At 40.3% G+C, this 20253-nt stretch carries 21 protein-coding genes; all 21 read right to left on the bottom strand.

Annotation, left to right across the window (positions count from 1 at the left end):
* Window positions 1-6: 6 nt before the first annotated feature.
* The 21 genes from H4J65_RS06210 to fliM all read right to left on the bottom strand — a co-directional run bounded on the left by H4J65_RS06210 (window position 7) and on the right by fliM (window position 20237).
* Window positions 7-474 (bottom strand): DUF2802 domain-containing protein, encoded by a 468-nt coding sequence (locus tag H4J65_RS06210; RefSeq protein WP_182196809.1) that lies wholly within the window; start codon window positions 472-474, stop codon window positions 7-9.
* A gap of 58 nt (window positions 475-532) precedes the next feature.
* Window positions 533-1027 carry a chemotaxis protein CheW gene (locus tag H4J65_RS06205; RefSeq protein WP_182134844.1) on the bottom strand — a complete coding sequence of 165 codons (495 nt, stop codon included), beginning with the start codon at window positions 1025-1027 and terminating at the stop codon, window positions 533-535.
* 86 nt (window positions 1028-1113) lie between these two features.
* Entirely contained in the window at window positions 1114-1962 is an 849-nt protein-coding gene (locus H4J65_RS06200; protein WP_259367545.1) for a chemotaxis protein CheW, read from the bottom strand.
* Between the two features lie 4 nt (window positions 1963-1966).
* Window positions 1967-2743, bottom strand: a complete 777-nt coding sequence (locus H4J65_RS06195; RefSeq protein ID WP_182134842.1) for a ParA family protein — start codon at window positions 2741-2743, stop codon at window positions 1967-1969.
* A gap of 9 nt (window positions 2744-2752) precedes the next feature.
* Window positions 2753-3751: a flagellar motor protein MotB gene (locus tag H4J65_RS06190; protein ID WP_182196806.1), complete on the bottom strand. Its 999-nt coding sequence runs from the start codon at window positions 3749-3751 to the stop codon at window positions 2753-2755.
* Window positions 3748-4494, bottom strand: coding sequence for a flagellar motor protein (locus H4J65_RS06185; RefSeq protein ID WP_182134838.1), 747 nt, complete (start codon window positions 4492-4494; stop codon window positions 3748-3750). The genes H4J65_RS06190 and H4J65_RS06185 overlap by 4 nt, the downstream gene beginning before the upstream one ends.
* A complete protein-coding gene (locus H4J65_RS06180; RefSeq protein ID WP_182196804.1) occupies window positions 4487-5608 on the bottom strand; it encodes a chemotaxis response regulator protein-glutamate methylesterase in 1122 nt (373 codons plus the stop codon). The genes H4J65_RS06185 and H4J65_RS06180 overlap by 8 nt, the downstream gene beginning before the upstream one ends.
* Before the next feature lie 57 nt (window positions 5609-5665).
* Complete coding sequence (locus H4J65_RS06175; RefSeq protein ID WP_182196801.1) at window positions 5666-7777, bottom strand: chemotaxis protein CheA; 2112 nt, start codon at window positions 7775-7777, stop codon at window positions 5666-5668.
* A 13-nt stretch (window positions 7778-7790) separates the two neighbouring features.
* Window positions 7791-8534: a protein phosphatase CheZ gene (locus tag H4J65_RS06170; RefSeq protein WP_182196798.1), complete on the bottom strand. Its 744-nt coding sequence runs from the start codon at window positions 8532-8534 to the stop codon at window positions 7791-7793.
* 29 nt (window positions 8535-8563) lie between these two features.
* A complete protein-coding gene (gene cheY / locus H4J65_RS06165) occupies window positions 8564-8947 on the bottom strand; it encodes a chemotaxis response regulator CheY (RefSeq protein ID WP_182134830.1) in 384 nt (127 codons plus the stop codon).
* 52 nt (window positions 8948-8999) lie between these two features.
* Entirely contained in the window at window positions 9000-9713 is a 714-nt protein-coding gene (locus H4J65_RS06160) for an RNA polymerase sigma factor FliA (RefSeq protein WP_182196789.1), read from the bottom strand.
* Window positions 9714-10011: 298 nt separating this feature from the next.
* A complete protein-coding gene (locus H4J65_RS06155; protein WP_182134826.1) occupies window positions 10012-10854 on the bottom strand; it encodes a MinD/ParA family protein in 843 nt (280 codons plus the stop codon).
* Between the two features lie 261 nt (window positions 10855-11115).
* Window positions 11116-12690 (bottom strand): flagellar biosynthesis protein FlhF, encoded by a 1575-nt coding sequence (flhF, locus tag H4J65_RS06150; protein ID WP_182196786.1) that lies wholly within the window; start codon window positions 12688-12690, stop codon window positions 11116-11118.
* Window positions 12691-12733: 43 nt separating this feature from the next.
* A complete protein-coding gene (gene flhA, locus H4J65_RS06145) occupies window positions 12734-14836 on the bottom strand; it encodes a flagellar biosynthesis protein FlhA (RefSeq protein WP_182134822.1) in 2103 nt (700 codons plus the stop codon).
* A 342-nt stretch (window positions 14837-15178) separates the two neighbouring features.
* Window positions 15179-16309 (bottom strand): flagellar biosynthesis protein FlhB, encoded by a 1131-nt coding sequence (gene flhB, locus H4J65_RS06140; RefSeq protein ID WP_182134820.1) that lies wholly within the window; start codon window positions 16307-16309, stop codon window positions 15179-15181.
* Window positions 16309-17094 carry a flagellar biosynthetic protein FliR gene (fliR, locus tag H4J65_RS06135; protein ID WP_182134818.1) on the bottom strand — a complete coding sequence of 262 codons (786 nt, stop codon included), beginning with the start codon at window positions 17092-17094 and terminating at the stop codon, window positions 16309-16311. Before fliR ends, flhB begins: the two co-directional genes overlap by 1 nt.
* Window positions 17095-17096: 2 nt before the next feature.
* Window positions 17097-17366 carry a flagellar biosynthesis protein FliQ gene (fliQ, locus tag H4J65_RS06130; RefSeq protein WP_146880882.1) on the bottom strand — a complete coding sequence of 90 codons (270 nt, stop codon included), beginning with the start codon at window positions 17364-17366 and terminating at the stop codon, window positions 17097-17099.
* Complete coding sequence (fliP, locus tag H4J65_RS06125; protein WP_182134816.1) at window positions 17366-18163, bottom strand: flagellar type III secretion system pore protein FliP; 798 nt, start codon at window positions 18161-18163, stop codon at window positions 17366-17368. Before fliP ends, fliQ begins: the two co-directional genes overlap by 1 nt.
* Window positions 18147-18611, bottom strand: a complete 465-nt coding sequence (gene fliO / locus H4J65_RS06120; RefSeq protein WP_182196782.1) for a flagellar biosynthetic protein FliO — start codon at window positions 18609-18611, stop codon at window positions 18147-18149. The genes fliP and fliO overlap by 17 nt, the downstream gene beginning before the upstream one ends.
* 6 nt (window positions 18612-18617) lie before the next feature.
* Window positions 18618-19010, bottom strand: coding sequence for a flagellar motor switch protein FliN (gene fliN / locus H4J65_RS06115; RefSeq protein WP_182134812.1), 393 nt, complete (start codon window positions 19008-19010; stop codon window positions 18618-18620).
* Window positions 19011-19175: 165 nt separating this feature from the next.
* Complete coding sequence (fliM, locus tag H4J65_RS06110; protein WP_182196777.1) at window positions 19176-20237, bottom strand: flagellar motor switch protein FliM; 1062 nt, start codon at window positions 20235-20237, stop codon at window positions 19176-19178.
* Window positions 20238-20253 lie beyond the last annotated feature (16 nt).

The following is a 20253-nucleotide window of genomic DNA, read 5'->3' as shown; positions in this document are numbered from 1 at the left end:
ATGGTACTACTTTACAGCTTTTCTTTGATGAATAGAAAGCAACATTTCAGCCTCAGCTCTAGGAATATCACACTCTCGCATTATTTCAGCAAGGCCTGCACCTAGCTCAACCAATTTTTGGGCTCGAGTGTATAACTTATCTTCAGGTGGCTGATGTAACAGTTGTTCGATACTTTGAAATTGGTTATTGAACTGTTCCTGAGTCACTTTAATGCGGTGTTCTAATTGCTTGCTAACTTGTTCGTTTTCTATTTGCGACTCAGTGCAGTGTTGTTGATTGATTTCTAACTGCGATTGCTGTCTGGCAAGTAAATCTTGTAATTCTAACAGTTGTATTTCTTGGCTATTTACTTGTTGTTGTAATTCATCTATTTGTTGGGCAAAACGATTTTTTCGCGCCACTAATAACAGCACAACGAGTATCACAATGACGAAGCCAATTAAGCTGTTCAGGTTAGCAGATATATTTTCCATAAGTTTAATTGGCTTCGCTGGCAATAAAAGTCTACTTAAGCAGGCTTATTAGCTAAAATTAGAATTCCTTTAGTTCATCCCACTCTTCGTCAGAGAGTAATTGATTGAGATCAACCAAAATCAGTAATTCACCATCTCGGTTAGACACGCCTTGAATAAACTTGGCGCTTTCGTCATTGCCTACATTGGGTGCTACATCAATCTCTGATGATTTTAAATAAACAACTTCCGCAACGCTATCAACTAAAATGCCAATAACTTGTGTTTCAGCTTCAATGATCACGATGCGAGCATTGTCGTTTATTTCAGCAGACTCAAGCCCAAACCTTATACGAGTATCAATAACGGTAACAACATTACCACGCAGATTAATGATACCCATAACATACATTGGCGAACCCGGTACAGGTGCTACTTCAGTGTAACGTAACACTTCTTGCACTTGCATAACGTTGACACCGTAGGTTTCTCGATCTAGCTTAAACGTTACCCATTGTAGTATTTCATCATTGATGTTTACACGTTCACTTGCATTGCGTCTTTCATCAGACATACTGCTGACCTCTTTAAATTTTAGTTGTTATTCTAATGACCAGAACACTTAGGCTCTCAGTATACTGGCAAGTTTACATTCATCAATTATTCTTGGCTTATATTTACACCTTTTTCCAATAACTTAATTAAAGATTCAACATCTAACAGTACGCACATCCGGTTTTTTACTAACCCTGCTAGCCAAGGACGCTTGTTTTGGGTATCTAACCATTTAACATCTTCTTGCTTGAGCGTTACCGTATCAACCAACTTCTCAGCCGACAAGCCCCAAGATGAATCATTTAACATGATAATATATTGGTAATTAAGTGCTGAAATTAATGCTTCATCACACTTTTCAGGCATAACCCATAAAGCGGTATCAACCACGTTAACTTTTGCTGCTCGGTGAAGCATAACACCTTTAAACCAATCCGGCTTACCCATCAGCGGCGTGATTTTATCTGTGTTATGAATACCACCTAACTCGATTAGTGGTACGGCAATCATTAAGCCCGCAACCTCGAAAAACATCACCTGAAAGTCGCCTTGGCGATAACTGTGTTGTTGAGTATCCTCAACTCCATCTGTACTTTTACCGGTGGTAATTAGCTTTTCATTAAGGTCAGCGGAGTTTATTACTGCCTGTCTCAGTGCAACTTGATCTGCTACTTTTTCTGATAATGTTTGCTCTCCTGCATTACTTATATCGCTTGTGCTAATCGTAGCGTCTTGAACTGAACTTTGACTGTCAGCTTTAGTTGAACTTAATTTCTCGATATCGTTTGATGCAAAAACCTTTGGAAAAGTAGCGCTATTCAGTAACTTTTCTAGTGGCTGATGTTGTCTTTCTTTAACCGGCAGTGCTGGTTTTTGCTCTACTTCTTCTTCAGTAAGCAACTCTGACAAATAAGTCTGCATAAGTTTTTTACTTGCAGCTAAAGACTTTGGCATCGGCTTACTTACTCTTTGTGTTTAAGTTAATGAGATATTTTAATAAATTTTTATAAGCAATGATACCACGAGATTTTGCGGCATAATCTGAAGGTACCTTCTGGGCAACACTGGCATTACGAAAATTAGTATCAATTGGTACAACTGAAGGCCAAACAAACTCGCCATAAAGGTCTTGTAATTTTTGGTAGGTCGTTCTTGATGCTTTAGTACGTTTATCAAACATGGTAGGAACAATGGTATATTTAAACGGCAAAGGATGTTGAGCTTGCATAATTTCTAAGGTTTTCATCATCCGATCTAAACCTTTTAGTGCCAAAAACTCAGTTTGAACCGGCACTATAATTCTATCACTAGCCGCTAATGCATTCACCATCAAGACCCCTAAAATCGGCGGGCAATCAATTAATACATAATCATATTCACCTTCAATTGCAGACATCACTTTTTTTAACACTAAGCCCATGCCGCCTTTATTGCCAAGTGCGCGGTCCAGTGTTGCTAAGCCCATTGTGCCGGGGAGTATGTCGATATTACTATAATGCGTAGGACATAAACTTTGCATGATCTGTTCTTTAGTAGACACCTGTAAAAACAAGTCATAAACACTGAGCTCTAGGTCTTCAGACTCAATACCAAAATAATAACTTAATGAAGCATGAGGATCGGTATCAACTAAAAGCACGCGCTTTCCTTGCTCAGCTAATAAACCAGCTAAGGCAATAGCTGTGGTCGTTTTACCGACACCACCTTTTTGATTTGCAACTGTCCAAACTACCAAGTGGAATTCCTATCGTTCATTAGTTTTTGCTTTTGATGGCTGAGTGGCTTCATTGTTAGCCTTAGTCTCAGCTCGGGTGGTAATGCGAATACCACCATTATCAAGTTCGATAATACGGATTTCATCATCGGCCATTGAAGTGCTAATGCGGTTAATTACGGCTACATTTTCTTCTGAGATACTGGGAGGGGCCACTACCTTGGCTTTTTCTAAACCGTATTTAGAAAGCGCAATAACGACACGACGATTTTTGGCCCGCCCTGCACTTGTACTATTGTCAGCACTTGGATAATACTGACCGTAACCTTCAATAGCCATTCGAGCCGGGTTTAAGGTTAAGGCTTCTAAGGTCCGTAAAATGGCGGTTGCTCTAAATACTGATAACTCCCAATTAGAGGAAAAAATCTCGGTCTTAATCGCTTGATTATCGGTATAACCTCTCACCCTAATGTAGTTGTTGGTCTCGGCAATAATTTGATAGATAACCAATAAAATATCTTTTGCGCCATTGGTGGGCGACGCCGAGCCACTTGGAAACAATAAACTGCTGTTTAATTCAATTTCCAGCCAATCACCATCAATTTGCAGTTGCGCGTAACCGGACTCTACTAGTTCATATAAGGCTTCATGAAGATCTTTTTCTAAGGAGCTTAAACTGCTACCCAATTGAGCATCTGAGACAGTAGATAAATTTACCTCACCTGAAACAATGTCAGGTTCAGCGATATCTACAATAGCATCACCAAACAATACCTGCTTAGTTTTTACACTATTAACCGGTAAGATATCATCGCCATGACCGCGATTTTTAGTTTGTGCTTCCTGCGCTTGAAATACACGACCTAGAGATTCTGTCGCGGTTGCAAACGGTTTTTCATTGACTCTCGCCATGGCATATAACACGACAAAAAGCGCAAATAATAAGGTCATATAGTCGGCATAAGAGACTAACCAACGCTCAACATTTTCATGTTCTACTAGGTGACGTCTTGCGCGTAGCCGGCTCATTGCTCCAACCGAAATGCCGACAGTTTGTTTTCAATGGCATGTGGGTTTTCTGCTAAGGCAATGGCAATCAAACCTTCGGTCATCATTTCACGATACATAGTTTGTTCGTGTACTATGGCTTTTATTTTATTAGCGACCGGTAAATAAAGTAAGTTGGCAAAACCTACGCCGTAAATAGTGGCAACAAATGCGGTGGCGATGCCTTGCCCCAATAGTTGTGGATCAGCCAAATTCGACATGGCATGAATTAACCCCAGCACAGCGCCTATAATACCAATGGTTGGACTATATCCGCCCATAGACTCAAAAACATGAGCAGAACGTAAATTGTGTTCACGATATAAATCTAAATCAAGCTCTAATGAAACCCTTAGGTTCTCAACCTCTACACCATCAACAAGCAAATTTAAGCCTTTGTTAACGTAAAAATCGTTTTCTTCTTTGGCAATATATTCTAGCGACAAAAAACCAGATTCTCGTGCTTTTTCAGCCCAAAGCACAATCGATTCAATGCCCTGTTCAATGTCGTATTTAGGGGGGACAAACAACCATTTGAGTAAGCTTATGGCGTGAAAAAATTGACTTTGTGATGACTGCAACATAACAGCACCGAGCGTGCCACCAAAAACAATAATGAAGGCGGGCAGTTCCAGTAACGAAGATATAGCACCGCCATCAATAATAAAACCGAAATAAATAGCGAAAATGGCAATAAGGAGCCCAGCTATACTGAGTTTATCCATGCTGTATTTCCTTAAGAATTGCAGCTGGAAAGCTTTCAAGGGTCAATGATAGTTCAGATATCCCGGCAACCTTAACCGCTTGCGGCATACCATAAACAACACAAGACTCCTCATCTTGTGCCCATATAGTTGCGCCTTTATTTTTTAATAATCGCGAGCCTTCGCGACCATCTGCACCCATTCCAGTTAATATAACACCTAAAACATTACCACCAAAAACTTTAGCGGCTGAAGCAAAACTAATATCTACACTCGGTTTGAAAGCCATACGTTCAGAGTTGTCTTCCAGTATTCTTAGTTTTGCAGCACTTTCTGTCCCGTCAATGATCATTTGTTTACCACCTGGCGCTAAATAAGCATGACCAGGTTTTAAGATGTCACCTGAATTCGCTTGGCTAACCTGTATCTTGCAGATACCATTTAAGCGGTTAGCAAAAGCTAAGGTGAATGCAGCCGGCATGTGCTGCACCATAATGATAGGTAGCGGGAAGTCTTCAGGTAATTGAGTTAACAACTTTTGTAATGCTACAGGGCCTCCAGTTGAAGTGCCTATGGCAAGTAATTTATATTTTTTGCCAGAACTTTTTCTAAAGGTCTGGTTTTGAGGTGTGGTAGTTGTTGTGGCCGCATTTGGGGTAGTTGCATGACTGACCTTAGCTTTGTCCTCAACATCAGCCCTTGAGCGAAAGCTTGAAACTCGTGCGGCTGTAACCATTTTTTTTCTAGCTAATTGCTTAACGCGTTGACGTAATACACTACCGGCGTCTTCAGTAGTTTTAGCTATTTCATTAAATTTTTTCGGCAAAAAGTCTAACGCGCCAGCATCTAATGCTTCAAGCGTTGCTTTAGCGCCGTCATGGGTTAATGAAGAAAACATCAGAATGGCCGTTGGTGCTTTTGCCATGATCTGTTTAACCGCTTCAATGCCATTTAATAACGGCATTTCTATATCCATAGTGATGACATCAGGCTTTAAGGCAATAGCTTTTTCTACTGCATCAATACCATTAATAGCAACACCGATAACCTCAAGATTAACATCTGTATTAAGGATATCGGTTACTCGGCGTCGAAAAAAACTGGAGTCATCAACTACTAATACTTTAAATGACATTTACAATCTATTTCCTGTCGTGATTATGTGTTTACCACAGGCTATTACCTATGGATATTATGAGCGTAATTTCTTATTCACTAGTGCTTTTTTTGCGTAAAATTTAAGCATATTAGGTACGTCAATAATTAAAGCAATACCCCCGTCACTGGTTATTGTTGCTCCAGCCATACCTGGCGTACCATTTAATAATCTGTCTAGTGGTTTAATCACCACTTCTTCTTGGCCAATTAAACTATCAACAACAAAGCCAACTTTCTGGTTGCCTAACTGCACAATAACGACATGACCTAGCTCTCGTGGTTTTTCAACATAATTTCGCACTAACCACTGATCAAGATAAAATAATGGGATGGATTTTTCACGAACAATAATCGTTAACTGTCCATCAACTACATTAGTTTTAGTTAAATCAAGGTGAAATATTTCATTAACCACGGCCAAGGGTAAGGCAAAAGTCTGTTTACCAATCACCACCATCAAGGTTGGCAATATGGCTAACGTTAATGGCACTTTAATTTCAAGTATGGTGCCAACACCCATTTCTGAGTCGATACTGATGGTGCCATTTAGCTGGGTGATTTTTGTTTTCACCACATCCATACCTACGCCACGGCCTGATACTTCTGAAATTTCGGTTTTTGTTGAAAATCCAGGGGCAAAAATTAAACTAAAAGCTTCTTTATCAGACATACGTGCTGCAGCGTCGGCATCCAAAACACCACGATTTATGGCTATTTCTTTTAGTTTTTCCGCATTCATGCCAGCGCCATCATCACGAATGGTGAGTAGAATATGGTCACCTTCTTGTGATGCTGACAATAGCACAATACCTTCTCGTGGCTTACCCGCGGCTTCACGAGTATCAGGGGCTTCAATACCATGATCAACCGAGTTGCGCACAAGATGCACTAAAGGATCGGCTAAAGCTTCAACTAAGTTCTTATCTAGATCGGTTTCTTCACCTTCAAGAATAAGTTTAATTTCTTTATTGAGACTACGGGCTAGATCTCGTACCACACGAGGAAAACGTCCAAACACTTTCTTAATGGGTTGCATACGCGTTTTCATTACCGCGCCTTGCAAGTCAGTAGTGACCGCATCTAGGTTTGACAAGGCCTTGGTTAATTCTTCATCTTCTTTTGTCATGCCTAGACTCGCTAGACGGTTACGCACTAAAACTAACTCGCCAACCATGTTCATGATCTGATCTAGTCGTTTGGTATCAACCCTCACCGTTGTTTCAGCTTGAGCGGGCTTTGCCGGTGCGGTTTTTTTGTCAGTGCTTGCTGGTATTTGATTTATTGCCGGTTTAGCCGCGATGTTATTCGCCGCAGGAGCACTTGCCGCTTTTGTAACAGCGGCAGCAGGTTTTTCCGGTGCTTGAGCTTTAGGTCGTTGATTTTTTCCGTGCAGTTCGTCTAATAACGACTCAAAATCATCATCATCTATTTCATCAGCCGATGCGGAATTTTCTGTGCTAGCATGCGCAGGAGTCACCGCAGGAGTCACCGCAGGAGAAAATGCACCTTGGCCGTGCAGTTCATCCAGTAATGATTCGAATTCATCATCCGAAATATCATTACTACTACCACTACTCAATGTTGTTGGCTGCTCAACTACAGCCGCACTGGCTTTTTTTGCACCGCTGCCATGAAGTTCATCTAATAGGCGTTCAAATTCATCTTCTGACATTTCGTCACTTGAATTACTATCAGCTGCCGGTATATTTTCCTCAGCCGTTGCAAGCGCATTTTCTGCCACAGACTCTGCTTGTCCTTCCGGCTGAGATAGTCGATGTAACTCGGCTAGCAAACTAGGATCTGCCGGGCTTAATGGCGCTTTATTTTGTACTTGAGCAAACATTTCATTAATGGTGTCGAGCGCTTTAAGAATAACATCCATTAATGAGGAGGTAACTGATCGTTGTTGATTTCTTAAGGTATCGAAAACATTTTCCGCACCGTGACAGGCATCAACTAACTCGGCAAGTGACAAAAAGCCAGCACCACCTTTTACTGTATGAAATCCTCTAAAAATAGCATTGAGCAATTCCGCATTTTCAGGATCATTTTCAAGCTCAACTAATTGCTCTGACAAGGTTTCAAGTATTTCCCCAGCTTCAATTAAAAAATCCTGAAGAATTTCTTCATCTTGTTCAAATGACATTTAGTAACTCCTATTAAAAACCTAAGCTTGATAATAAATCATCAACGTCGTGTTGATCTGAAACAACATCTTTACGATTTCCAGGATTAACAATCGGACCTTCAACTAAGTTTTCACCTAATTTTGGTAAGTAATTCGATTGCTCTTGTTTGGAAGCCATACCAAAGGCTGTTAGCATATTTATTAAGCTGTCTTCAACCTCACAAACTAAATCAATAACTTTGCGAATAATTTGGCCGGTAAGATCTTGAAAATCTTGCGCCATCAAAACATCCGTCATTAAGCCATGAATTTTGCTGGTTTCTTTTTCTGTTGTTGTCAGTAAAACATCGATATCTCGACATAATACTTTAAAATCAGTAATATCAAGATCATTGTGCATTAATTTATGCCACAGCGGATTAACGTTCTTGATTTGTTGTTGAATATTACTAACCACAGGAAAAATTGATTCAACAACATCCATGGTTTTATTAGCCGCTTCTTCGGTACGATCAATAACAAAATTCAATCTTTCTTTAGCGTCTGGAATGTCCGCAGTCGCTAAATCATTCAAACGTGAATCAAAATGAAAGTTATTCAATGAATTATGCAATTCGCGAGTTAACTTACCTATTTCTTCAAACAATGCAGTTTGAACTGGATTTTGAATTTCTGCAATTAACTCATCCGCTTTGTTTTGCTGATCTGCCTCAAGGTATTTAACCAACAATTTAGCCTGTTCTAAAGAAACATGGATACTAGTATATTTACTCATATAACAGCCTTGTGTAAAAAAATTGGTGATTAACCAAGACGTTGGAAAATTTTATCAAGCTTTGCGCTTAACGTTGCAGCTGTAAAAGGTTTAACAATATAACCATTAACTCCCGCTTGAGCTGCCATGATAATTTGATCTTTCTTCGCTTCTGCAGTAACCATCAATACTGGAATATGAGATAACTTTTCATCCGCTCTAATGGCTTTAAGTAAATCTATCCCTTGCATAACTGGCATATTCCAATCAGTAACAACAAAATCAAAATCACCAGCTTTCAGCATCGGCAGCGCGGTATTACCATCATCTGCTTCTGATATATTGGTGAAACCTAAGTCGCGTAATAAGTTTTTGATTATGCGTCTCATTGTTGAAAAATCGTCAACAACAAGCACTTTCATATTTTTTTCCAAGACACCCTCCGGTGATAACATTTAAAATTTTACAATATTTTTAATATTCTACTTAATTTTGCCACGATTGCATACGAGCTTTTAATCTATGCATCGCTTGACTGTGTATTTGGCTTACCCGTGATTCACTCACATCAAGTACTTGGCCTATTTCTCTAAGGTTAAGCTCTTCGTCATAATACAAGGACAGTACTAAAGCTTCACGCTCGGGTAAAGAAGAAATACACTCTGCTAATGACTTTTTAAAGAAACTTTGTTCAATGTTAGCGTAAGGTTCATCTTGCTGGTGACTGTGGGCTATTTCAATCACATCATCACTAACACCTAAATCATCAAGACCAATAATTTTCCCTGAACTCACGTCATTCAGTATCTGATGGTATTCATTGATTGAAATCTCAAGTTTTTCAGCCACTTCAACATCGGTAACGTCGCGGCCATATTGCGCTTCTAAGCTTTTGATGGCTTCGCTGATCATGCGACTATTTTTATGCACTGAGCGGGGAACCCAGTCACCCCGACGAATTTCATCAAGCATGGCACCACGAATACGAATACCCGCAAAAGTTTCAAAGCTAGCACCTTTGCTATTATCAAAATTATTTGCCGCTTCAAATAAGCCTATCATGCCTGATTGAACAAGGTCATCAACCAAAACACTGGCCGGTAGTCGGGCAAGCAAATGATAAGCAATGCGCTTCACGAGTACTGTGTGTCGCTCCAGCAAGGCCGATTTATCAACACTATAAGTATGTACTTTTAACACGATAACTCACTTGTTTGTTAAATAGGGCCTGTAGAATTTTCATTCTAGTCTCGGCTATAGATTAGGCTTTCAGTTAACAAGGCGACAGACATATTAGGTAGCTATGCTAGTTTACACTTGCTAACGATGTTAGTTAAAAAACAACGATAGACCTTTAACAGGCGGTAAAAAAACCTACACACTTGCTATAGCTAGAGCTCGCTTAACTCATGCAAAAAAAAACACCACGAATTGTCCAATTGTAACCCTGCTTCGTCGTTATGTTCATACCTAGCTACAAGTTAAAAGCTCAACAGCTTTAGTGTTCTAGTAATTGCTCAATAAAGAATTCTAAATGCCCAGAGGCTTGTTTTGGCACTGGCCAGCTCACAATGTTTTTGGCAAGTGCTTTAAGGCCAATTGACGCTGGCGAGTTAGGATATGCCTCGACAATCGCTTGTTGTTTTCTCACAGATTTACGAATATTTTCATCATAAGGTATAACAGCAACCAGCTCTAAAGTGACATCCAAAAATCTGTCAGTGACTTTAGCTAATTTCGCAAATAAATTTTTACCTTCATTCGGGGTGCGCACCATGTTTGCCACCACTTTAAATTTGAATAGCCCGTGATCTCGGCTTAACAATTTCATTAAGGCATAACAGTCAGTAATTGAGGTGGGTTCGTCACACACGACTAATAAAACATCTTGTGATGCACGGCAAAAACTTAATACCATATCTGAGATACCGGCAGCGGTATCAACAATTAAAATGTCAAATTTGGTTTTCATATCACTAAAAGCACGAATAAGTCCGGCATGCTCAGCTGGGGTTAAATCCACCATAGATTGAGTGCCTGATGTCGCAGGAATAATATTAATGCCGGCAGGGCCTTGAATAATAATATCATCCAGTTCACATTCACCCGATAGCACATGCGACAGGTTGCGTTTTACGCGCAAACCTAGCATAACATCAACATTAGCCAAGCCTAAGTCGGCATCTAGCACTAAAACCCGCTTACCTAATTTAGCTAAAGAAATGGCAGTATTTAATGAGACATTAGTTTTACCAACCCCGCCTTTACCGCCAGAAACGGCGATGACTTTTATGTATTCGGGGTTTTGCATTTTTCTTAAGCCACTCGCTTGATCTATCATCTATATAACTTCTCTATGTAATGCCCATTGCAATAAATAATCGGTCATTTTAAGCTGACCTCAACGTACAAAAATCACTTAATGCTGTGGAACCATACATGACTCAAAATGGCCATGTAAGAATCAATCAAGCGCCAAACTACACGGATGGTGATACTTACCTGTAGTCTGAAACAATAAACCTATGCTCTTGAATATTTATGCTTACTTATAATTAGATAATTGCTTACTTAATTCAATTAGCATAATTGCTCTGCCTAACTATACTGCGACGGCTGATACCGGATTACGCCAAGAAACAGTCCCTGAGCTTTGATACTTAGTGGCCATTCGGTCTGCTAGCGTAACCAATTTTTCAGCATTTGCAACCTTAATATCTTCCGGAACTCTTTGTCCATCAGTAAGATAGCCAATAGCTAAACCGTTTTGTAATGATGTGGTGATAATTTCACCGACACTTAGGCTTTCATCTAATTTAGTATAAATGCAGCCCGCTAAAGGAATACTTTTAAAGCGCTCAACATTTTCTTGCATAACACGCTGCTGCGTATTGGCGGCTAATACTAAGTAATTACGAATTCTAACACGCGCATTTGAGATTAAGGTAGTCAAATGCTCAGTTAGACGCATATCTCTTTGCCCCATACCGGCAGTATCGATCAATATTAATTTTTTTTGTGAGAACTGTTGTAACAAGCTATCTAGCTCATCGCCGTCATTGGCCAACTTAACGTGGCAACCAATAATACGACCGTAAGTAGCAAGCTGTTCAAAACCAGCAATACGATAACTATCTGTAGAAATTAATACCACTTGGTCGGCGCCGTGCAGCTGAGCAAAGCGGGCCGCTAATTTCGCAATAGTGGTGGTTTTACCCACGCCTGTTGGCCCAACAAGAGAAACCACGCCACCACGTTGAATAATATCATTGTTAGTGGTGTTTAATTGTTGCGCTATAATATGTTTTGCTTGCTCAAAGGCATCTTTTTCAAGGCTATTGGCTGGAATGTAACCCGCAATTTGATCAGCCACTTGTTCATTAAGACCCATCGCCATTAATTTATTAACCAACACAGCGCGCATCGGATCTTTTTGCGCCATATCTTGCCACATTAGCCCTGACATTTGATGTTCTAATAGCTGACGAATAGATGACATTTCTTTTTGCATATGATCAAACTCACTGCCACTTATTTGACGTTCGCCACGCGAAGCCATTTGCTCAGGTGCAGGTGTTGATGAATCAAGCGAGTTAGTAAAGTTTGCACTGTTTGAGCCATGCCCAGGAGTATCTGCTCCTTGGTTGCCCGCGTGATCCGCTGAGTCTAAATCAGTAGTTTGCGCTAAACGAGTAGTGAAATTTTTAAACTGTTGTTCAATATCTTGTGGTGCAGCACCAGGCTTGTTGTCCGCTTGATGATTAACCTCATGAGTTGAGCTAGCTATTTGACTATTAAATGCCTGTGTTGCTGGCGCTTTATCGTAGCCATTTTGTTGTACTTGTCGGCTTAACAACGCGGCTAAGCTATCGGCTGGCAAAGTGGTTGACGTTTCTGCTGACTGAGGTGAGCTACTAATGGCTACCGTATCTTCAACACTGTCGAATCGGTCAACTTGATGAGTCGGCTGGGTATTGGCAGCCGTACTCGCTTTGCTGTGCTCAGATACTGGTGATTGGGCAGGCTTAACACTTTGGTTATAATCAACCGCAGCCATTAACTCGACACCTTCAGCAATTTTTTTATTAGACATAATGACGGCATCAACACCCAAATCTTCTTTAATTTGTGCGAGTGCGCTTCTCATATCTTTTGCTACATAACGTCTAATTTTCATCGCCAACCCTTATAATTCAGTACAACTTACTTTGAAGTATTTTTTACTGGCCGATAGCGCTAACAATTTTGATTTGCTTATCATCTGGAATTTCTTGATAAGAAATCACCCGTAATCCCGGGATGGTATATTTAACAAATTTAGCTAAAACTGCACGTAAAATACCTGACGTTAATAAAATTGGTGTGTCACCAGCCATTTCTTGCTGTTGTGCACCATCGGTCAAAGATTTCTGTAGTCTTTCTGCTAAACCTGGTTCGATACCTGCGCCATCATCTCCAGCCATTTGCATAGACTGATGCAACATCTGTTCCAACTCTGGTGACAAAGTTATGACAGGTACCTCTACCACAGGTCCAACTAACTCTTGAACGATGAATTTTCGCAAGGTTATCCGAACCGCCGCCGTTAACACTTCAGGGTCTTGAGTCTTAGGACCATACTCAACTAAGGTTTGAATAATGCTACGCATATCACGTACAGCCACCCCTTCATTCATTAAGTTTTGTAGTACTTTTACAATAGTGCCTAATGACAAGACATCGGGGATCAGGCCTTCAATCAATTTAGGATAACTCTTAGCTAACATATCAAGTAAGTTTTGAACTTCCTCATGGCCTAATAGCTGAGCGGTATTATTAGTTAAAATTTGACTTAAATGTGTTGCTAATACCGTGGCTGAATCAACCACCGTATAGCCTAGTGATTGTGCGTGTTCTCGTTGATCTTTTTTTATCCATACAGCATCTAAGCCAAAAGCAGGGTCTTTGGTTGCAACACCATCAAGCTTGCCAAATACTTGACCTGGATTAATAGCCAGTTCTTGATCGTGGCGAATTTCGGCTTCACCTACCGTGACGCCCATCAGTGATATCCGGTAACTGTTAGGATCTAAGTCTAAATTATCGCGAATATGAACGGCTGGTACCAAAAAGCCAAATTCTTGCGAAAGCTTTTTTCTCACGCCTTTAATGCGATTAAGTAACTCTCCACCTTGAGCTTTATCCACCAAAGGAATTAAGCGATAGCCTATTTCGAGACCAATAATATCAACATGATTGACATCATCCCAACCTAGGTCTTTAACTTCGGCTTCTTGTTGCTGACTTTCAACTTCTGCCGCCTGACCTTGTTCAATTAATTGTGCCGCCGCTGCGGCTTTATATTTACTATTAAAAAACGCCACCCCCGCGATTAATATCGCAAAGGTTAAAAAAGCAAAGTGTGGCATTCCAGGCACAATGCCCATAACAAACATCACACCTGCGGCAATATAAAGTGATTTTTCTTGGCCAAGCTGACTACTAACTTGCTCGCCCATATCTTGAGAGGTGTTTTGGCGGGTAACCACGATTGCCGTGCCTACTGAGAGCAATAACCCTGGAATTTGTGCAACTAAACCGTCTCCGATCGTCAGTAGGGTATAAATTTCCACCGCACTGTCAAACGAAAGATCATGCTGCACCATACCAATAATTAAACCACCAACAATATTGATAAAGAGAATTAAAATCCCCGCAATGGCATCACCTTTAACAAATTTACTCGCACCATCCATTGAACCATAAAAGTCGGCTTCACTGGTGACTTCAACTCGGCGTTCTCTCGCTTCATCTGCGGTGATAAAACCGGCATTTAAATCCGCGTCAATCGCCATTTGTTTACCTGGCATAGCGTCTAAAGTAAAGCGCGCAGTTACCTCAGCAATACGCCCTGCACCTTTGGTAACAACAACAAAGTTGATGATAATCAAAATGGAAAAAACGACTAAACCAACCGCATAATTGCCACCAATAACAACCGAGCCAAAGGCTTCAATCACTTTCCCTGCCGCATCAGGGCCTTCGTGCCCCTCAAGTAATACCACTCGGGTACTCGCAACATTAAGCGCTAAACGTAAAATAGTCGCAATCAGCAATACCGCTGGAAATGAGCCAAACTCAAGCGGCTTTAAGGTATAAACCGTGATCAATAAAACCACCAGAGACAAGGCAATATTGAAGGAAAAAAGAATATCCAACAAAAATGCCGGCATAGGTAAAATCACCATACCGAGCGCCGCCATCACGAGGAATGGCGTACCTAAACCTGAAAGTAGGTTAAGTTTTTGTTTCTTTAACTTATTAAAAGTTGCGGCTAACTGCATGAGTGCTTAAGGATAATTTTTTGACGTGTCTTGTAATAGGCAATAATCAGACCAATGTTATTACTTTTGTAATTTAAGCATTTTTATTTTGCATTTTTTAGTATCACCATTGAAGTCTTTGTTCATATAAAAAAATCATAATGCATAAACGAAAAGATTTTTATTCTAGGTCGACAGTTAATCCGAATTAGATAACGCCTATGGCTGCTGATGTGGATTGGGTTATTGTTGCTTAAACCTGTCCAATATTTTTACTGACAGCTGATGACTAATTGTTTAACTACCGACCGACAGCGATGTCTTTTTACTGAAAGCTAATCCCGACCTTTTTTTTCGTCAGAATTAATAGCGAAATTCATCTGGGATGGGTAAGTTTTTGGCCACAGGTTTGGGTCGGCGCGCCTGACCTTTTTTATGGGCACTCAACTGAAAAATAAATGCCAGTATTTGTGCTACTGCCGCAAATAATTGTTCTGGGATTTCTTCATTGGGCTCTGCGGTGTAATATAAAGATCGAGCTAAAGCTGGAGATGCCACAACCTCAATATTATGCTCTTTGGCAATGGTACGGATATGTAAGGCCATTTCATCTATGCCTTTAGCGACTAATACCGGTGCGCCACCCGCTTCAGTGTCATATTTAAGCGCTACTGAATAATGGGTTGGGTTAGTGATCACCACATCAGATTGGGGTACGTCTTGCATCATGCGCCGTTGTGACATTTCATATTGCGCCCTTCTAATCCGACCTTTTGTTTCTGGGCTACCTTCAGAGCTTTTCATTTCATCTTTAATTTCTTGCATGCTCATTTTTAATTGCCGATTATGATTCCACACTTGATATGGCGCATCAATAACCACAATAATGCCAATTGAAAACGCTAAGGCTAAAAACATCCACATCAGTAATGACACCGCATGAGCAAAATTATCCGGAATATTCTCCGTACTTAAACTCAATATTTGGCCAAACAAACTACTCAGTAATAAATATGCTGAAATAAAAACCACAAAAAACTTAAGAATTGACTTAATAAGTTCAACATAGGATTGCACACCAAACATGCGTTTAAACCCAGCCATCGGCGAAAGTTTACTGGCTTTGGGTGCCATAGCTTCCCAAGAAAAACTGATACCGCCCAGCAGCATGTTGCCAATAAAGGCCGCAATAACAATAATAATATGTATCCAAAGAAAAGGTACCGTTATTGCACTGATACTATCACTGATCACTTGATATAAAGCATGCACATCCATGGTTTCTTTCCGACTTAGACTCAGCAGACGAGTCATCATCTTTGCTAGGCCCTCAACCAAAGAATTGCCCATCAGCATCAATGCCGCCGCACTGCCGACTAAAACAAACATAGTGCCTAAATCTTTTGAACGCGCTATTTGGCCTTTTTTTCTCGCGTCAGAAAGTTTTTTCGCCGTGGGTTCTTCGGTTTTTTCACCGCTATCAGATTCGGCCATTAGGGCGCGGCTCCACAATCGATAAGATAACAGCTAAAATCTAAAGCCCGTTGCCATTGCATAACAAAATGACTATAAAAATTACCCATGGTTAACCACATAATTAATAATCCTGCACACATGGTGACAGGAAAACCAATAGCGAAAATATTCAATTGCGGCGCTGCTCGTGTCATAATGCCAAATGAAAAGTTAATTAATAACATCGCCGTTAAAGGTGCAATGGCGAGTGACAATGCGGTGGCAAACATCCATCCACCCCATTGGGCGATTTCTTTAAATTTGATACTGGAAAATTCTGGGGCAGGAATAGGAATAGTGTCAAAACTGGCGACCACAAACTGTAAATAAGCTAAGTGGCCATCCATTGTCCAAAACAATAATGATGATAAAATTAAAAAGAACTGACCTACAGCCGGCACGCTTGTGCCACTGGCGGGGTCAACAAGCGAGGCAAAACCTAAACCCGTTTGCATCGCGATAATTTGGCCCGCTAAGGTAAAAGTATTAACCACCATCACGGTGACAAAGCCGAGCATGATGCCGATAATCATTTGCTCACCAATGAGCAATGTTGTCGCCAATGAAAACATATTATCAACACGAGCAGGCGGTAATGCTGGCATAACCGCGACCGTGACGGCCAAGCAAAGAAACAATTTCACCCGTCCAGGAATGGCTTTTGCCCCTAAGCCTATCATTGACATCACCATGGCTGAAATACGTGTAAACGGCAGCAAAAAATCAGCCATGCTTTGATTAATAATTGACTCAGTGAACTCCATGGCTAACTGACTACGCTAGGGATGCTACCGATGAGTCGAATGGTATAATCCATTAGTTTTTGTACCAACCAATGTCCGCCTATAATTAAAGACAGCAAAGTCACAATTAAACGCGGTAAAAAACTCAAGGTTTGTTCATTTATCGAGGTAGCGGCTTGGAATACTGCTACAACCAAACCAATAATCAGGCTTGGCACAATAACGGCACTCACCAGTACAATCACTAGAAACAGTGCATCTCGTAAAATATCAACAAATACCTCAGGACCCATTACGTGGCTCCCATACCGTAACTTGTTGCCAGTGTACCTATCACTAAATTCCAGCCATCAATCAGCACAAATAGCATTAACTTAAACGGCAAAGATACGATCATCGGCGATAGCATCATCATCCCCATCGCCATTAAGATACTGGCCACCACTAAATCTATGATTAAAAATGGAATAAATAACATAAAGCCAATTTGAAATGCCGTTTTTAACTCACTAATAACAAAGGCTGGAATGATCACTGTCATCGGTAAATCTGTTGGTTTATCAACTTGTGTTATACCTGCCATTTGGGCCAAGGTATCCAGATCTTTAATACGTGTTTGCTCTAACATAAACGCCCGTAATGGCACTTTAGCTTTATTAATCGCCTCAACCGAGGTTAATTGGTCTTGTAAGTAAGGTTGAATCGCCCGAGCATTAATTTCGTTATAGACCGGCGTCATAATAAATAAGGTCATAAACAAAGTAATGCCAATAATAACCTGATTAGACGGGGTTTGTTGTAAACCAAAAGCTTGCCGTAAAATCGCCATGACCACCACAATGCGGGTAAACGACGTCATCATGATCACCGCTGCCGGTATGAAACCTAGCGCGGTCATAAAAATTAATATTTGTAAGGTAACTGAGTATTCTTGCGAACCATCCGGATTAGTGGTCAAGGTTAACGCTGATAATGAAAGGCCATCGGCGGCAAAACTAGTATTGCTAATGAGTAAAAACGACAAAATCGTCACCAGTAAAGTGACGATTTTGTTTAACGATAATAATGATTTTTTATTTTTGTTTATCATAATTTTTTATAGCTTTTTGTTTGAATAGTTTTGCTAACGACTGAGCAAAATCAACACTGTTTTCTGTGGCATTCACCAAGGGTTCATCAAGGGTTTCTAACAAGGTAACCTGCTGTGTGGTGACCCCAAGCAATAATTGTTTATCTCCAGCTTGCACCACCACTAACTTCTCTTTTGCCCCAAGGTGTAAACTTGTGACTATTTTTAAGCCATGGTGAGTTTGACGTACGCCTTGAAAACGCTTTAATATCATGGCACTAATAACAATCACCGCCAGCACCATCAGTAATGACATAATCATGCTCATAGAGTTCATATTAGTGGCAACATGCTTGCCCACTTCAACCTGAACATCCTCAGTTAAAGCAACATCGCTAACAACCTCTTGCGCATGGGCAAAGGCTGCAAAAGCCAACCAGCTTAAAAGTCCTGATAAAGTTTTTTTCATTAGTGACTATTTTAACTTTTTAATACGTTCAACTTGGCTAATAACATCAGTCAAGCGAATACCAAATTTATCATTAACCACAACCACTTCACCATGAGCGATTAAGGTGCCATTGACCATCACATCTAATGATTCACCTGCAACACGGTCAAGTTCAACAACCGAGCCTTGGTTCAGCTGTAGCAAATTTCGAATACTAATATGACTACGTCCTACTTCCATAGAGATGGTAACAGGTATGTCTAGAATCGCATCGAGCTTACGCTTTTCTGCACCTGAGATATTGCCACTATCTTCTTCTAACTCTTCCAATTCAACCGCTTTAGCCGCTTCTGCACTAGCTTGCTCATCCATCGCTTCATCCCACATACCTAAATCATCTTTGTTTTCTGTACTCATACTATTTTGCCTCAATTTTCATCGAGTAGCGTCAAAATACTTACACTACTCGTTTGTTATTTTCTATTATGCCGTTATACAATTTTTACACCAGAGTTAATCAGTCCTGTTTTCTCAATACTGTTTTCTCAATCATGTTTTATCAATATTACTTATCCAGGTTTGTTATAAATAATCGTCTAATAAATGCAGCTCGGCATCACTGTCTAAACGCTTACCACCTTTGGTCAAGATAGTTAGCTCTGATTTAACTGATTCCGGACGCTTAATTTTTGATTCTATTTTCAGCGCTAAATTATTACGACTTTGACCAAGTTGAGCCCTAAATGACGGTAATTTTTCTATTAATACAGTAATATGTTCAGGCATATCAATGGGAATAATGTCACCGGCTTTAAGGTCCATAATTTTTTGCAATGGCAAGGTCACTTCGATGAATTTAGTTGATATCTCGACCGACACGTCCATAATTTCATCACGCAGGGCCTTCGACCAACGCATATCAGTATCTTCTTTATCAGTTTGTAAACCGGCATCAAGTAATTCGCGAATAGGCTCTAACATTGCATACGGTAAAACCACATGAAAATCACCGCCACCACCATCAAGTTCAATATGAAAAGAACTAATCTCCACCACTTCAGTTGGACTAACAATATTTGCCATCGAGGGATTAACTTCTGAATCAAGATATTCAAATGAAACATCCATCACAGGTGACCATGCTACTTTATAATCTTCAAAGATAATTTTTAACAACATTTGCACAATACGGCGTTCAGTGGGAGTAAATTCACGTCCTTCAATTTTCGCATGATATCGACCATCACCACCAAAAAAATTGTCCACTAATATAAAAACCAGTCGCGCTTCCATGGTAATTAGTGCCGTGCCTTTTAAAGGCCGAAAGCGCACCATATTTAAACTGGTTGGCACAAATAAAGTATGTACGTATTCTCCAAACTTGATCATTTGGATACCGTTAATAGAAACTTCTGCGGTGCGACGCATCATATTAAATAAACTAATACGCATATGACGTGCAAAACGTTCGTTGATCATCTCCAACGTTGGCATGCGGCCACGAACAAGGCGATCTTGCGAAGAAAAATCGTAATCAGAGGTCTCTCCTGAATTAGCAGAGTCCTCTAAAGTTTCATCTTCTTCAACATCATCAACACCGTGTAAAAGTGCATCAATTTCATCTTGAGATAATAAATCACTCACTCAATAGTCTCTTTAT

It is taken from the genome of Colwellia sp. MB02u-9 (genome assembly GCF_014077085.1).
Lineage (GTDB): Bacteria > Pseudomonadota > Gammaproteobacteria > Enterobacterales > Alteromonadaceae > Cognaticolwellia.
Note: the sequence above shows the minus strand (reverse complement) of the source record. Positions and strands in the feature narration are given on the sequence as shown.

Bases quoted from the DNA above. Each gene is read 5' to 3' on its own strand.
- H4J65_RS06210 (WP_182196809.1), bottom strand. From the start codon at position 474: ATGGAAAATATATCTGCTAACCTGAACAGCTTAATTGGCTTCGTCATT.
- flhF (WP_182196786.1), bottom strand. From the start codon at position 12,690: ATGAAAATTAGACGTTATGTAGCAAAAGATATGAGAAGCGCACTCGCA.
- H4J65_RS06200 (WP_259367545.1), bottom strand. From the start codon at position 1,962: ATGCCAAAGTCTTTAGCTGCAAGTAAAAAACTTATGCAGACTTATTTG.
- fliP (WP_182134816.1), bottom strand. From the start codon at position 18,163: ATGATAAACAAAAATAAAAAATCATTATTATCGTTAAACAAAATCGTC.
- fliN (WP_182134812.1), bottom strand. From the start codon at position 19,010: ATGAGTACAGAAAACAAAGATGATTTAGGTATGTGGGATGAAGCGATG.
- H4J65_RS06175 (WP_182196801.1), bottom strand. From the start codon at position 7,777: ATGTCATTTGAACAAGATGAAGAAATTCTTCAGGATTTTTTAATTGAA.
- H4J65_RS06185 (WP_182134838.1), bottom strand. From the start codon at position 4,494: ATGGATAAACTCAGTATAGCTGGGCTCCTTATTGCCATTTTCGCTATT.
- flhA (WP_182134822.1), bottom strand. From the start codon at position 14,836: ATGCAGTTAGCCGCAACTTTTAATAAGTTAAAGAAACAAAAACTTAAC.
- H4J65_RS06170 (WP_182196798.1), bottom strand. From the start codon at position 8,534: ATGAGTAAATATACTAGTATCCATGTTTCTTTAGAACAGGCTAAATTG.
- fliR (WP_182134818.1), bottom strand. From the start codon at position 17,094: ATGGAGTTCACTGAGTCAATTATTAATCAAAGCATGGCTGATTTTTTG.
- H4J65_RS06205 (WP_182134844.1), bottom strand. From the start codon at position 1,027: ATGTCTGATGAAAGACGCAATGCAAGTGAACGTGTAAACATCAATGAT.
- flhB (WP_182134820.1), bottom strand. From the start codon at position 16,309: ATGGCCGAATCTGATAGCGGTGAAAAAACCGAAGAACCCACGGCGAAA.
- H4J65_RS06180 (WP_182196804.1), bottom strand. From the start codon at position 5,608: ATGTCATTTAAAGTATTAGTAGTTGATGACTCCAGTTTTTTTCGACGC.
- H4J65_RS06190 (WP_182196806.1), bottom strand. From the start codon at position 3,751: ATGAGCCGGCTACGCGCAAGACGTCACCTAGTAGAACATGAAAATGTT.
- H4J65_RS06155 (WP_182134826.1), bottom strand. From the start codon at position 10,854: ATGATAGATCAAGCGAGTGGCTTAAGAAAAATGCAAAACCCCGAATAC.
- fliO (WP_182196782.1), bottom strand. From the start codon at position 18,611: ATGAAAAAAACTTTATCAGGACTTTTAAGCTGGTTGGCTTTTGCAGCC.
- fliQ (WP_146880882.1), bottom strand. From the start codon at position 17,366: ATGGGTCCTGAGGTATTTGTTGATATTTTACGAGATGCACTGTTTCTA.